The sequence below is a fragment of the Haloferax larsenii genome (assembly GCF_024730625.1).
Lineage (GTDB): Archaea > Halobacteriota > Halobacteria > Halobacteriales > Haloferacaceae > Haloferax > Haloferax larsenii.
This window is the reverse complement of sequence record NZ_CP078064.1, coordinates 31144-44291: the sequence shown is the minus strand read 5'-3', so window position 1 is coordinate 44291 and position 13148 is coordinate 31144. Positions and strand designations below refer to the sequence as shown.

Annotated in this window: 12 protein-coding genes; 6 read left to right on the top strand and 6 right to left on the bottom strand. The window is 60.4% G+C overall.

Going from position 1 to position 13148, the window contains the following annotated elements; genetic code table 11:
* Positions 1 to 110: 110 nt before the first annotated feature.
* The 5 genes from KU306_RS16030 to KU306_RS16010 are packed head-to-tail and all read right to left on the bottom strand — an operon-like array spanning position 111 to position 4523.
* Entirely contained in the window at positions 111 to 1136 is a 1026-nt protein-coding gene (locus KU306_RS16030) for a DUF354 domain-containing protein (RefSeq protein WP_258303588.1), read from the bottom strand.
* Positions 1137 to 1146: 10 nt separating this feature from the next.
* Positions 1147 to 2433: a nucleotide sugar dehydrogenase gene (locus tag KU306_RS16025; protein ID WP_258303586.1), complete on the bottom strand. Its 1287-nt coding sequence runs from the start codon at positions 2431 to 2433 to the stop codon at positions 1147 to 1149.
* The gene (locus KU306_RS16020; RefSeq protein ID WP_258303585.1) at positions 2426 to 3814 is read right to left on the bottom strand and encodes a nucleotide sugar dehydrogenase; all 1389 of its coding nucleotides are present in this window, start codon (positions 3812 to 3814) and stop codon (positions 2426 to 2428) included. The genes KU306_RS16025 and KU306_RS16020 overlap by 8 nt, the downstream gene beginning before the upstream one ends.
* Positions 3811 to 4392, bottom strand: coding sequence for an acyltransferase (locus KU306_RS16015; protein WP_049918704.1), 582 nt, complete (start codon positions 4390 to 4392; stop codon positions 3811 to 3813). Before KU306_RS16015 ends, KU306_RS16020 begins: the two co-directional genes overlap by 4 nt.
* The gene (locus KU306_RS16010) at positions 4389 to 4523 is read right to left on the bottom strand and encodes a hypothetical protein (protein ID WP_258303584.1); all 135 of its coding nucleotides are present in this window, start codon (positions 4521 to 4523) and stop codon (positions 4389 to 4391) included. Before KU306_RS16010 ends, KU306_RS16015 begins: the two co-directional genes overlap by 4 nt.
* Before the next feature lie 299 nt (positions 4524 to 4822).
* On the opposite strand from KU306_RS16010, the gene KU306_RS16005 reads away from it, so the two are divergent.
* The 3 genes from KU306_RS16005 to KU306_RS15995 all read left to right on the top strand — a co-directional run bounded on the left by KU306_RS16005 (position 4823) and on the right by KU306_RS15995 (position 8138).
* Positions 4823 to 5902, top strand: coding sequence for a DUF1616 domain-containing protein (locus KU306_RS16005; protein WP_258303583.1), 1080 nt, complete (start codon positions 4823 to 4825; stop codon positions 5900 to 5902).
* The gene (locus tag KU306_RS16000; protein WP_258303582.1) at positions 5902 to 6471 is read left to right on the top strand and encodes a metal-dependent hydrolase; all 570 of its coding nucleotides are present in this window, start codon (positions 5902 to 5904) and stop codon (positions 6469 to 6471) included. The genes KU306_RS16005 and KU306_RS16000 overlap by 1 nt, the downstream gene beginning before the upstream one ends.
* Before the next feature lie 152 nt (positions 6472 to 6623).
* Positions 6624 to 8138: a glycoside hydrolase family 55 protein gene (locus KU306_RS15995; protein WP_258303581.1), complete on the top strand. Its 1515-nt coding sequence runs from the start codon at positions 6624 to 6626 to the stop codon at positions 8136 to 8138.
* Positions 8139 to 8180: 42 nt separating this feature from the next.
* On the opposite strand, the gene KU306_RS15990 is transcribed toward KU306_RS15995, so the two are convergent.
* Positions 8181 to 8849 (bottom strand): helix-turn-helix domain-containing protein, encoded by a 669-nt coding sequence (locus KU306_RS15990; protein ID WP_241429841.1) that lies wholly within the window; start codon positions 8847 to 8849, stop codon positions 8181 to 8183.
* A gap of 167 nt (positions 8850 to 9016) precedes the next feature.
* Here KU306_RS15990 and KU306_RS15985 point away from each other — a divergent pair, with 167 nt between their 5' ends.
* The 3 genes from KU306_RS15985 (at position 9017) to KU306_RS15975 (ending at position 13090) form a co-directional block, all read left to right on the top strand.
* The gene (locus tag KU306_RS15985) at positions 9017 to 10042 is read left to right on the top strand and encodes a glycosyltransferase family 2 protein (RefSeq protein WP_007542164.1); all 1026 of its coding nucleotides are present in this window, start codon (positions 9017 to 9019) and stop codon (positions 10040 to 10042) included.
* A gap of 106 nt (positions 10043 to 10148) precedes the next feature.
* Entirely contained in the window at positions 10149 to 11792 is a 1644-nt protein-coding gene (locus KU306_RS15980; protein ID WP_258303580.1) for a right-handed parallel beta-helix repeat-containing protein, read from the top strand.
* A gap of 77 nt (positions 11793 to 11869) precedes the next feature.
* Positions 11870 to 13090: a glycosyltransferase gene (locus tag KU306_RS15975; RefSeq protein WP_258303579.1), complete on the top strand. Its 1221-nt coding sequence runs from the start codon at positions 11870 to 11872 to the stop codon at positions 13088 to 13090.
* Positions 13091 to 13148: the final 58 nt, after the last annotated feature.

The window sequence follows — 13148 nt, the reverse complement described above, 5'->3', positions numbered from 1 at the left end:
TCCAGCAGTGTCATCGGCAGATGTGGGGCCCCGGAGGGTCCTTATTATGTAGTCGATAAGAAGCGTGAGACAACGAAATTCGGCGCAATTGCGGAACGTCGCGGGAGACGCTACCCGGCAGTCGCGAGGATGCGCTGGACGACTACGTCCGTCGCATCGACTTTCTGTCCGAGTAGTGCTTTCCGACGTTCGTCCCAGTCGATACCGGACGATTCGAGGATTTTCACCGCCTGCTTCGCTGCGTGTTCGTTTCGCCGCTCGCCGTGGAAGCCGAACAGCAGGTCGAACGAGTCGAGGTCGCGCATGAGGCCGGGGTTCGCGCTGTGGACGTACACCGTCGGCGTTCCGAGAACCGCGCTCTCGGACGCCATCGTCCCACTCTCCCCGACGAAGAGGTCGGCAAAGGCGAGAACGTGATGGATGCGGTGTGGTTCGATGTTCATCCCGTATCCATCGAGTTCTGAAGGCAACGCGTCGTCTTCGGCGGAGACGAGAACTTCGGCCCCGGAGTCTTCGAGTTGTTCTACTAACGCAGACAGACTGTCGAGTCCTTCGTCGCCGATGTCGTGTGCTGCGCCCCAACTGACCAACCGGAGGACGACGTACGTGTCGTCCGGGTCGACCGGGAGGTCGTCGAGGGCCGACGGGTCGGGTTCGAACCGGTCCGGGTGGAGATACGCCAACTCGTGATAACTCGGGTACTGATAGTGGTTCGGTCCCGCGTCGTCGTGGTAGCAGTCGGGCGTCACGATTTCGTCGGCGAAGGGGAACGTCAGCGTGTTCGACAGCGTCGCGTGCTCCGTGTCGGTGAAGACGACACACCGTGCGCCGACGAGTTGGGCGACGTGAGACGCTTCGAAGCCGCCGATAGCCGCAATCACGTCCGGGTCGATGGCTTTCGCGTCGCGGTAGAGTCGGTACTCGATTGCGAGCGTGGACAGCGCGACGCGTGGCAGCGACCCGCCACGAGACCCGAGGACGTCGTAGTCGATGTCGTACTCGTCGAGCAGCGACAGCGCCACGTCCTTGTCGAGCGCCCGGACGTGAACCTCGTGGCCGCGGGCGTCGAGTTCCTCGATTGCGTGTTTGAAGAAGTGGACGTGGGCGGGATGCTGAATCGTGATGAGGATGTCCATTGTCAGTTCCTCACAACTGGGCGTACTGGAAGCCGTGCCGAGCGGCGTTCTCGCCGTCGAACACGTCTGCCACGTCGACCATCACCGGGTCGGAGCCAAGCGCGTCGGCCATCTCCCCGAGGTCGTAGTCGACGAACTCCTCGTGTCCGGTGGCGACGACGACACCGTCGTAGGCCTCGAAGTCGACGTCTTCGACCACGTCGATACCGAAGACCGCTCGGGACTCCGCCGGGTCGGCGTGCGGGTCGTAGCCCACACAGTCGATGTCGAACTCTTGGAGTTTCTGCACCATCGTATCGACTTCCGAACTTCGGATGTCGCCGACGCCGGGCTTGTAGGCCAGTCCGAGCACGAGCAATCGCGTCTCGTTCAGCACGCGCCCCGAGTCGTTGATGGTCTTGACCGTCTTTCGGGCGGCGTGAACGGGGACGTACTCGTTGATTTCACGGGCCTGCAACACGAGCTTCGGTGAGAACCCCTCGCGCTTGGACCGATACGTGAGGTAAAACGGGTCGACAGGGATACAGTGCCCACCGACGAACCCCGGCGAGTACCCGTCGTGGAAGTTCCACTTGGTGCCTGCCGCTTCGAGCACGTCCGATGTCGAGAGGTCCATGTGGTCGCACGCGATGGCCAGTTCGTTGACCAGCGCGATGTTCATGTCGCGTTGGACGTTCTCGATGACTTTCGACGCCTCGGCAGTCTCGATGTCTGGTGCGCGGTGGATACCGGCATCGACGACACTCTCGTAGAGGTTTGCGAGGTCCTCACGAACGTCGTCGGTGTTCGCGCCGACGACCTTGACCACGTCGCGGACGCCACGACCGGTGTCACCGGGCGAGGCGCGTTCTGGCGAGTACCCGACGAAGATGTCTTCGCCGACAGTGAACGGTGACGTCGATTCGAGTGCGGGAACGAGGACGGACTCGGTCGCACCCGGATAGACGGTCGATTCGAGGACGACGGTGGTTCCGGGTGAGATGTGTTCGCCGATGGTCTCACCGGCCGACTCGACGAACTGGAGGTCGGGATTCTCCATGCTGTCGACCGGTGTCGGGACCGTCACGATGACGAAATCGGCGTCGGAGATGTGCGCTGGGTCCGTAGTGAACAGGACGTCGGATTCCGAGACGCCCTCGTCGGTCACGTCTCCGGTCGGGTCGGTTCCAGCGTTGAGCGCGTCGACCTTCGATTGGTCGACGTCGTAGCCGATGACAGACTTTCCGACGCGGTCGAACTCGATAGCCAGCGGCAGGCCCACGTAGCCGAGCCCGACGATACAGACTGTCTCAGTCATGGAGGCCGATTCCTTCGTAGACGACGTTCTCGTGGTCTCGGTACGCAGTTGCGGCCTGTCGTCCGTCGACGAAGACGACGGGACGTGATTCGCCGCCGAGTGCCGGGATGTCGATATCCTCGAACGCGTCGTGGGCGGTCACGAGGACGACGGCATCGACCGTCAGGGCGTCTGTGTCGACGTCGTCGACGACGGTCGCACCCGCGTCCTCGAAGGCGCTCGTGTCGTCGAGAATCGGGTCGGTCGCGAGCACGTCAACACCCACTTCGGCGAGGTGCTCGACGATGGGGAGCGCCGGCGCCTTTCGAATTTCTTTCACACCGGCGCGGTAGGTCAGTCCGAGGACGAGGACGGAGGCGTCTTCGGGGTCGACGCCCAGCGTCTGCAGTTCGTCGAGTGCCGACTGGGCCGTGACGTGCGGCATCCCGTCGTTTACGTCCCGTGCGGTCTGCATGAGTGGTGCGTCGGTTTCGAACTCGTTGATGAGGAACTGCGGGTAGTAGGGGATACAGTGCCCGCCGACACCAGCACCCGGTGTGTGTAGCTCACAGAACGGTTGGGTGTTGGCTACGTCGATTGCCTCGGTCACGTCGATTTCGAACTCGTCGGCGTGGGTGGCCAGTTCGTTCGCGAGCGCGATGTTGACGTCGCGGTAGACGCCTTCGAACACCTTGACTGCCTCTGCTGTCGTCGTGTCCGAGACGGTGATAACCTCGTTCGAGGAGATTTGGTCGTAGACGAGCGCCGCAGCGCGGGTGCTCTCTTCGTCGGCACCGCCGACGACCTTGGGATATGCGCCCCGAATATCTTCGAGGGCACGGCCGGAGGACGTTCGCTCCGGACAGAACGCGAGACCGAACTCGCCGAGCGAGAGGCCGCTCTCGGCTTCGAGCGTCGGCAGGAGAACGTCGCGACACGTCCGGGGTGGAAGCGTCGATTCGAAGATGACGAGGTCGCCCTCGTCGAGTCCCGCCGCGATGTCGTTGGTGACCGCTTCGATGACCGAGAGGTCTGGATGCCCACCGTCGTCGACGAGCGTCGGGACGATGACGACGTGGATGCTCGCTTCGGCGGCAACGTTGCGAGGCTCGGTCTTCGCCGCGAGCGCGTCGTCTTCGACGAGTTCTGCGACGAGGTCGTCGAGGCCGGGTTCGCCGACGATATGGCTTCGCCCGGCGTTGATTCCCTCGACTACCTCGGGGTCGATGTCGGCACCGGTCACGTTGCCGGTCGTTTCGGCGTACACGGCAGCGAGTGGCAGACCCATCTTACCGAGTCCGTAGACGCCGACGGGAACGTCACCGGAGGTGAGGGCGGAAATCTGTTCATCTTCGGGGCGAGTGGAACCGTACAGGCGTGTGGCGGAGACGTTCGAACTCATATCGAGTTTTCTCCCTGTAACTTCGGCGGGAGTGGGCGGTGTTCAGCGGGCGCTCCAACTGCGAGTGTCTCGGGCGGAACGTCCTCGGTGACGATGGCTCCGGCGGCGACGAACGCGTCTTCCCCGACAGTCACGTCGGGCAGAACAGTCGCGTTCCCGCCGATAGAGGCTCCGTCTTCGAGGGTCGGCCCGGTCATCTCGACGTCCTGCCGAACCGGATACGGGTCGTTCGTCAGAACTGCACCGGGACCGACGAAGACGTTGCTTCCGATGGTGGTGTCGGTCGGCACGTAGACTCGACTCTGGAGGCTCACGTTGGACCCGATGTCGGACGTTCCATCGATGACGGTCTTGGTTCCGACGACGACGTCGTCGCCGATTTCGGTGTCTTCTCGGACGAGCGCGTCGTGGCCCGTGATGAATCCATCACCGATGTCCACGTCGCTGTAGATTATCGTTCCCGAGCGAATGCGGGCATCGTCGCCGATGACCGTCTGGTCCGGGTCGTCACCCGCAGCGTAGCCGATGGTGACGTCGTCGTCGATGTCACATCCGGTTCCCGTGACGTACATCCTCATGCAGACGTCGAACTTGCAATCGCTTCGTCTTCGTCTTCTCCTGGCAGGCTACTACTCCCGGTCGAACGGAGCGTGGTGACGACGACGAGCAGTGCAACGAGTATCGCGGCGAGTTTGGTTTTCGTGCGCATAGATTACCTCCGCGGACCGCCGTGGCCCGCGATTCGAACTTCAAGTCACGCGAGACGGCCATTATTATCGGGCGGATAAGGGGTCGGTCGCTCACAGTCGCGCGATATTTGGGACTCGATAGTGCGTCCGCCGAGACAACCCGGCCGTGAGAGTCCGCGATGTATCGAACTATCGCCCCTCGAAGGGGTGAGTCGGGAGTTCAGAACTGACTTACCAGCCGCGTAAGCTCCGTGTTCCGGTCTTTTCGACCGTGAACGGTCGCCCCCATTTTTGAGCACGGAACGACAAGCCGCGGGCGATGAAGTCGTCTCACCGTCGCTGGACGCTCGATTTGTTCCTCGTCGTGGCGGGGTCGGTCGCCGCACTCGCGGTCCTGCTTCTCGACGTTCCCGGGTCGGTCGTCCGGAGTCTGTTCGTCGTCCCGTTTATCGTCTTGTATCCGGGGTACGCGCTCATGGCTGCCGCCTTCCCAGAGCGACGTTCGGACGTCGATTCGGACACGATGCCGAAAAAAGAGATTCTGACGCGACCGACACCCCACACTGCGGGGCTCCTCTACTCCGTTCGCCTCGTTCTCTCGGTGGCGTCGAGTCTCACCATCGTCGGCGGTATCACACTTCTCACGAACTTCCTCGGACTGGGGTTTTCTGCAACCAACACCAGTCTGGGCCTGTTCGCGGTGACGATGGTGCTGACCGCCAGTGCGTTCGTTCGCCGCGCGATGCTTCCGGCCGAAGTCCGAAGTGGACTCCCGTCGTTTTCGATTGCGTACTCAAGTGCAGCGACGGCCGCGGGCCACATCAAGTCGCCACTCTCCACCGAGCCCCGAGACTCGCCGGTCCCACTTCTCGTCAACGTGCTCGTGGTCGTGAGCGTCGTCGCGTTTCTCAGTAGCGTGGGCTTTGCGATGGTCGAAACGCAGGCTCCCGAGTCTGATTTCACCGAAGTCTATCTCGTAACCGAAAACGGCTCGGAGTACGACGCGAGCGACTATCCCCGAACACTCTCACAGGGTGACGAGACGCCGATAACGCTCGCAATCGAGAACCACGAACACCGGACGGTGACCTACTCGGTCGTCACCGAACTTCAGCGAATCGAGCGCACGAACAACAGCACCCGGGTCATCCAAGAACGCGAACTCTCTCGGACGGAGCGCCCGGTCGAAAGCGGTGAAACTGCCTATCTCCAGCGTGACGTGCGGCCGACGTTGACTGGCGATTCACTGCGACTCGTCTTCTTCGTCTACACGGATGAGGCCCCCGACAATCCCGACCGAGCGTCCGCCTACCGAACGGTACAACTCATGGTAACCGTCGGTGACGACGCTACCAGACAGTCGAATCGGTCGCAGAACACTGGAGGAGCGCGTAGCTGATGTGGCCGTGGGAGCACTTGCTCTTCGGGTACATCTGGTATTCGATACTGAACCGCACCCTGTGGCGCACGCCGATTACTGATGGCATCGGTCTGACTATCGCCCTCTCTACGCAGGCTCCTGACCTCGTCGACAAGCCGCTCTCGTGGACACTCGGCCTCGTCACGAGTGGGTACGGGCCTGCACACTCACTTCTGCTCGGATTTCCGGCGGTGCTCGTCGTCGCAGGGCTCGCGTGGACGCGCGACAAAGCACGCGTGGGAGTCGCGCTCGTCGTCGGGTACAGTTCACACCTCGTCGGCGACGTACTCGCCCTTCGCGCGAATGGCCCTATCGTTGGTCGCCTTCTGTGGCCGCTCGTCACCTACGAACCGTACCCCAGCGACCTCGGGTTCGTAGAGCGCTTCGCCGTCTATCTCGTGACGTTCGTCGCGCAGATGACGGCCCCTGAAAACACGGTTCTGGTCCTCGGATACGTCACTCTCTGTGGCGCTGTCGCCGTCCTTTGGATTCTCGATGGAACGCCGGGAATCCGGTGGGCAAGACGCATTGTTACCACGAGTCATTAGATGGGTGTCAACGTGGATCGTAAAAATTGGGTGAATCGGCACTCCTATTCAAATAAATCCTATTCAACTGTTTGGGGATTCTCGTCCTAACAGCTGAATAATACGATAAATGCCGAAAAAGTTCAAGACACAGAGCTAGAGACAGTTCTCTGATGCAAGACGAGAGTGGAAACACAGACAGGACCATTTTATCACGGAGAAAATTACTCACGGGAATTGGCGGGTCGGTCGCAGCGGTTTCACTTTCGAGGAACGCAACGGCGGACGGTGAATGGATAAACGTCGTCGACGTCGGTGCCGACCCGACCGGTGAGGAATCGATTTCTCCAATCTTGGACGCCCTCACGACTGAGGACGGCACGACGTTCTACTTCCCGGAAGGAGAATATTTGATGGACGACATGTTCCGCCACGTCGGCTTCAACGGGTTCGAACTCCGTGGCGACAACGCGACTATCGTTCCCGCGCCGGACTACGATGGACGGTGGCTGTTTAAGTTAGGAACGTACGAGGAACCCGGTGAGGACCTCTACATCGAGGGGTTAACGTTCGACTTTTCTGCCGACGAGACGGGTCTTCGCGTCGTCCAAGCACAGGTCAAAGACGACCTCCTCGTCCAGGACCTAGCAGTCTCCGGCAGACACGACAGCGGGAAGTACGGACCTTTTTGTTTCGACGTCACCCACCCGGAGGGTATCGGGTCGATAGAGAACGTTCGGCTCCCAGACGGCGGGGAGTTCTCCGAGAACACGCCGGGAGATATCAACGTGGGGCCGACCGGGATTATCGTCTCGCAGTATCACGAGGGCAAACTCTGGGTCCGTAATTGCGATGTCGGACCGTGGCCGGACAACGGACTCTACTGTTCGACGGAAAATGGTCGCGTCGTCGTCAAAGGCGGGTTGTTCAAGAACAGTAACATCGCGAGCATTCGACTCTCGGGTGACTACAGTTCCATCCACGATGCGACGGTCATCGTGGACAACCAGCGTGACAACGACATCAACCAGCGTGCCATCCGACTCGATGGCGGTGCGTACAACTGGGTCGAAAACACCGACGTCTATCTGAAACAGCCCAATGGACGCGCAATCAGCATCCAGAACGACGTCAAGTGGGCCCGGATTCAAGACTGTCGCGTGGTCGTCGAGGACGGCGCCCCGACGCGGGCAATTTGTGTCTCACCACAGACGGGAAAAGTCGATATCCTCAACACCGAAGTCGAGTTCGACGCGCCCGGACAGGCGCTCCACATCCAGGGACCGAGCAGTGCAGACGCCGACCCAGTGTACGTTCTGAAGACCACTATCACCGGGAGTGGAGACGGCTCGCACGGCCGCCACGCAGTTCGTGCAGAACGAGGGAACTGTCTGTTCGACCGCCTCGATGTCGAACAGACCGGAGACGACTACAGACGTGGAATCAAAATTCTCGGCGACGGGTGTACGCTGAAATGGGGTGAGTACAACACGACGCACATTCCCATCGTCAACGACGCCGACGAGACGACGTTCCACGGCGTCACTGCGCGCTCACTCGACGACGACGAGGGGATGAAGATTCTCGACGGGTCCTCTGGCGTCGAACTCGCCGAATCGACAATTCACAACGGAATCTGGGAAGACGGAGAGGTCAGTGTGACCTACGACGGGAATTCGTACCCCTGAGCGATAGGACGACGAGTATTTCGTCGCTTCGACGAGCCACGATTACGGTGCTAACGTCGCTTCGACGAGCCGCGAGATAGCACGGCGAATCCGTTGTGAGACCCCGGACTTCGAGATACCGAGGCGGTTCGCAATCTCGCTTTGTGACTCCGTCCGTGGGACGTCGAAGTACCCGTTTTGATACGCCACGACGAGTGCCTCGCGCTGCCCGGGCAGGAGAACCGTCTCGGCTCCGATATCGGTCTCCCGGGCGACGTGGAGTCGTTTGACGCGGAACGTGATGTTCTGGTCGTGGTAGTGCGATTGGACCCGATGGAGTGCCGAGTGAACCGGGAGGTGCATCTGGACGTGCCACGAGTTTTGGTCGTATTGGATGGAGATGAGTCGAACACCCAACCGCGTCGTCTCTGGGGGAACGAGCGGGACACCCCCCGAGATGAGCACTTTGAATCTGTGGTCCTCACCAATCGACCCGAGATACTCCGCGCTCTCGACTGTTGGGTCAGAATAGAGGTCGGCTCGCAACGACGAGACGTCTCCACCCTCGGCGGTCACGAACACGCAGTCCCACCCCAGGCCCTCGGTGGGTTGGTATTCGAGTTCGAGTGGTTCGGGGCGCTCTGCAGTAAACGACGACAGAACCAATTGTGGGTCCTCGAAGTGAATCTCCAAATAAATCGGTCGAGGCTCTGACGCGGGTCCCTCGTTCATCGATACTCCGTTATATCGGTGCGATAGGGGTTATTATGTAGATGATAAGGGTCTCAGAGGACTGAGACGACAACGCGCCCCCGGCGTCGGTGTCTCGGCACTCCCGACTACGGTCCACATAATAAGGGCACCCAGAGCACGACACTTTGGTACCTCTCCCGACCACAATGTACAAAGACAACTCAATCGCCGTCGTCGTACCAGCGTACAACGAAGAGGGATACGTCGGAGCCGTCATCGACACGATGCCTTCGTTCGTCGACGTCGCGTACGTCATCGACGACGGGTCCACAGACGGCACGTGGGACGAAATCGTAAGCCACGCCGAGGCGTTCAACGCCGAACACTCGCCGGACTCGCCCGCCTACGACGACGTCATCGTGCCGATTCAACACGAGGAAAACCGCGGTGTCGGCGGCGCGCTCAAGACCGGGTATCTGCAGGCGCTGGAAGACGAGGTCGATATCACGGCCGTACTGGGTGGCGACGGCCAGATGGACCCGGACCAACTCGCGAAGTACCTCGACCCAATCGCCGAGGGAGACGCCGACTACGCCAAGGGCAACCGCTTCATGAAGCGTGAAGACCTCGAAGCGATGCCGAGTTTCCGCCTCGTCGGTAACTCGATGCTCTCGTATCTGACGAAGATTGCAAGTGGCTACTGGAAGACGATGGACCCGCAAAACGGGTACACGGCAATCTCCTACGAGGCCCTGAAGGAGGCCGATATCGAGAACATGTACGAGTACTACGGGTACTGCAACGACCTCCTCGTCAAACTCAACGTCGAAAACCTCCGCGTTGCCGACGTGGCGTGTTCTGCCGAGTATCTCTACGACGACGACTGGAAGAGTCACATCGACTACGGTGAGTACATCCCGCGCGTCTCCGGCATGTTGCTCCAGAACTACTTCTGGCGAGTGAAGAACAAGTACTTGCTTCGGGACTTTCACCCTCTGGCGGCATTCTACCTCCTCGGAACCGCTGTGTCCGGTATCTCCCTCATGGGACTCGTCGCGGCGGGCGTCGTTGGGGACGAAGACACCCCGTCGGGGCTCGGCAGTTGGGTACTCGGCTTCCTCTTCGGTGCCATCTTCCTCCTTCTCGGGATGGTCTTCGACCACGACGACAACGAGACACTCGAAATTCAGGTCGACGACACGACGTACGACACCACAGTTCCCACTGAATAACGACGGGCCGACAGCACGTTTACCAATCAGTTGGTCTACAATTAGTATTTAAACAGTGGCTATATGAAGGCACAGACACTGGTTATGATTAGTCGTTGTTCTGAGTATGAACGAACCAGATTCGGAGACTCCATCGGGCAGTGGGGAACCACGTGTCGGTTCGGTCGGGTCGAAAGTCACCAGACGGACGTACCTCTTGGGTACGGTCGGTGCGCTCGGCTTCAGCGGCTACGTTGCAACCTCGACCGAGTCCGCTCGGGCTGATACACTCACCGTGGAACTTCCACAGGAGTACCTCGACCGGTTCGACAACATCGTGAACATCGTCGACGCGGGTGCAGACCCAACCGGAACGGAGCCTATCGACGATATCCTCGATTCGACCGTCGCAGACGACACGCTCGTCGTGTTTCCCGAAGGGCGGTACCTGATGAACAGTCAGTTCCGAAAGACTGGATACGAAAACATCGGCTTCTACGGGGACAATGCCACACTCACTCACGGCCAAATCGACGCGATAGAAAACAACGTCGTGACTGACGGTGAGTTCACGGGTGCTGCCCGGTTCTTCCGTCTCGGTGTCATCTACGCCCCCGGAAAGGACTTGCTCTTCGAGGGGCTCACGTTCGACTTCGTCCCGGAACAGACCGGGATTCGCGCTATCGAGGCCTACGTCACCGATGGATTGGAGGTTCGTGACGTCACTATCGTCGGCGAACACGACACCGGCACCCTGGGTCCTGCGCTGTTCAGTGTCACCACAGCAAACGGGTCTGGCGTCGTCGAGCGGTTCAAGGCACCTGACGGTGCGGCGTTCACTAAAGATACAATCGGAGACATCAACCTCGGGCCGACCGGGATTCTCATCGACCCCAACAGCGCCGGGACGCTTCGACTAGTCGACTGTGAACTCGGGCGGTTTCCGGACAATGGGCTCTACGTCTCGGGAGCGAATGGAACAGTTCACGTCGAAGGCGGCACGTACAAAAACAGCACCGTGACGTCGATTCGGCTCAAGGGCTATCGGAGTAGCATCCGTGGCGTCGATATCATCATCGACGAGTTGGTGTCCGGAATTAGCCAACGGGGAATCCGCCTCGACGACGGCGCGGACTTCCTCGTCGAAGATACGACGGTCACAGTCACCGGTCCGGCGGAAAACGCGATTCGCGTCCTCGACGATGCCGAAACGTCGACGATTAAAAACTGCTCTATCGTTCTGAACGACGCCAAGGGAAGTGCTCGGGGAATCCAATTGACCGAAAACGCCGGGCGCGTCGAGGTCTTGGATACGACCATCGAGGTTTACGGGTCTGAGTTTGCGGTGTACCTTCAGGGGAATAACGACTCACAGGACTCGATGGCCCTGTTGAGAAACGTCACCATTACTGGTCCTGCACCGGGAGACTCGGCCCGTGAAGCGATACGTGTCGAGCGCGCGAACGGGCGATTCGAGAATTTGGTCGTCGACCAACCTGGAGACAACTACCGCCGGTGCGTGGAAATACTCGCGGACGACAACCTATTCGTCGGTGGTACCTACCAGTCGACCCACCATCCCTTCATCAACAAGGGGAGTCGGACCCGATTCGACGAGGTCACTGCGCGTTCGTACGGCGGGTGGCAGGCGGCCAAACTGTACGCCGAGGGAACCGACGTAGTCGTCATGGATTCCACCCTCTACGGCGGCTACATCGACAAGGGTGCAGAGGGCTTCGTCGTCGACAACACCGAGATGCCCCCCGCCTAAACGCGTCTCTCAGTGGGACGAGGGTGGCTTACCCACCCGATAATCATGAGTCGGGAGTGAGCACCGTGCAGTAACGCATGGACACCGACCGGTTAGCCGACAAGAACCTCCTCGTGGTCTCACACGGCTACAAGCACTTCGTCAAGTCGCAGGTAGACGTTCTCGCATCGTACTTCGACACGATTACCGTCTGCGTCAGATACAATTGGTTCGCAGACGTGGCATCGCGGCTTCCGATAGACGCTGGCGACGGATTCGGAAAGGACGCGAAAATCTCGCGGGCCGACGTCCCTGACAACGTCCACGTCATCGAGACGCCACTTCTGTATCTCCCGGTCGATATCCAACGCGAGCATCTCCTCGGACAACAGCACGCCCGTAAAGTTCGGAAGAGACTCGATGACTACCCTCTCTCGTTCGACCTGATTCACTGCCACATGTCGTGGACCTCGGGCTACGTCGGTGCGCGACTGAAGGACGAACTCGACATCCCGTATCTTCTGACTGTCCACGCCAACCGCGACTGGTTCGAGCGACAACTCCAGTCCGACAACGAGCGGTTGGAAACGGCGTGGTCCGCTGCCGACCGCCTTATTCGCGTCAATCGTCGCGACCGCTCGAAGCTCGAACCGTACAACGACGACGTGGTCCACGTCCCGAACGGCTACGACACGGATATCTTCGAGCGAATTGCCACAGACGAGGCGCGAAAGCGACTCGGTCTCGACGACGACACCCCGGTCGTCTTCGCCCTCGGGACGCTGAAGCCGCGGAAAGGGTTCCAACACCTGATGCGTGCGATGACGCGAGTCCACGAAAGCGACCCCGACGCTCGCCTCGTCATCGGCGGTCAGGGTGGCATGCGCGACGAACTCGAATCGCTCGCTTCCGACCTCGGCATCGCCGACCGAACGGACCTCCTCGGCTACGTGGAGTCGGAGACGCTAAACGACTGGATGAACGCCGCAGACGTGTTCGTCCTCCCGAGCTATAGCGAGAGTTTCGGCGTGGTCCAACTGGAGGCGATGGCGTGCGGAACGCCCGTCGTCGCCACCAAAAACGGCGGTAGCGAAGAGGTTGTCACGAGCGAGGAGTACGGACTCCTCGTCGAAGGGCCGGAATCACACGACGAACTCGCCGACGCGGTGGTCGAGGCACTCCACCGTCAGTGGGACGCCGACGCCATCGAGTCCTACGCGAACGAATTCACGTGGGAAAACGTGTGTGAAGAGCTCGCCGACCTGTACGTAGACGTGCTCGACGAGTCTCAGAGGTCGGCCGTCTCGACGGTCCACTAAGAGTCCGCGGCCGGTATTCAGGCCAGAATTCAGCGCGGCAGCCGTCTTCTTTCTCACG

Bases quoted from the DNA above. Each gene is read 5' to 3' on its own strand.
- KU306_RS16030 (WP_258303588.1), bottom strand. From the start codon at position 1,136: ATGGACATCCTCATCACGATTCAGCATCCCGCCCACGTCCACTTCTTC.
- KU306_RS16025 (WP_258303586.1), bottom strand. From the start codon at position 2,433: ATGACTGAGACAGTCTGTATCGTCGGGCTCGGCTACGTGGGCCTGCCG.
- KU306_RS16020 (WP_258303585.1), bottom strand. From the start codon at position 3,814: ATGAGTTCGAACGTCTCCGCCACACGCCTGTACGGTTCCACTCGCCCC.
- KU306_RS16015 (WP_049918704.1), bottom strand. From the start codon at position 4,392: ATGAGGATGTACGTCACGGGAACCGGATGTGACATCGACGACGACGTC.
- KU306_RS16010 (WP_258303584.1), bottom strand. From the start codon at position 4,523: ATGCGCACGAAAACCAAACTCGCCGCGATACTCGTTGCACTGCTCGTC.
- KU306_RS16005 (WP_258303583.1), top strand. From the start codon at position 4,823: ATGAAGTCGTCTCACCGTCGCTGGACGCTCGATTTGTTCCTCGTCGTG.
- KU306_RS16000 (WP_258303582.1), top strand. From the start codon at position 5,902: ATGTGGCCGTGGGAGCACTTGCTCTTCGGGTACATCTGGTATTCGATA.
- KU306_RS15995 (WP_258303581.1), top strand. From the start codon at position 6,624: ATGCAAGACGAGAGTGGAAACACAGACAGGACCATTTTATCACGGAGA.
- KU306_RS15990 (WP_241429841.1), bottom strand. From the start codon at position 8,849: ATGAACGAGGGACCCGCGTCAGAGCCTCGACCGATTTATTTGGAGATT.
- KU306_RS15985 (WP_007542164.1), top strand. From the start codon at position 9,017: ATGTACAAAGACAACTCAATCGCCGTCGTCGTACCAGCGTACAACGAA.
- KU306_RS15980 (WP_258303580.1), top strand. From the start codon at position 10,149: ATGAACGAACCAGATTCGGAGACTCCATCGGGCAGTGGGGAACCACGT.
- KU306_RS15975 (WP_258303579.1), top strand. From the start codon at position 11,870: ATGGACACCGACCGGTTAGCCGACAAGAACCTCCTCGTGGTCTCACAC.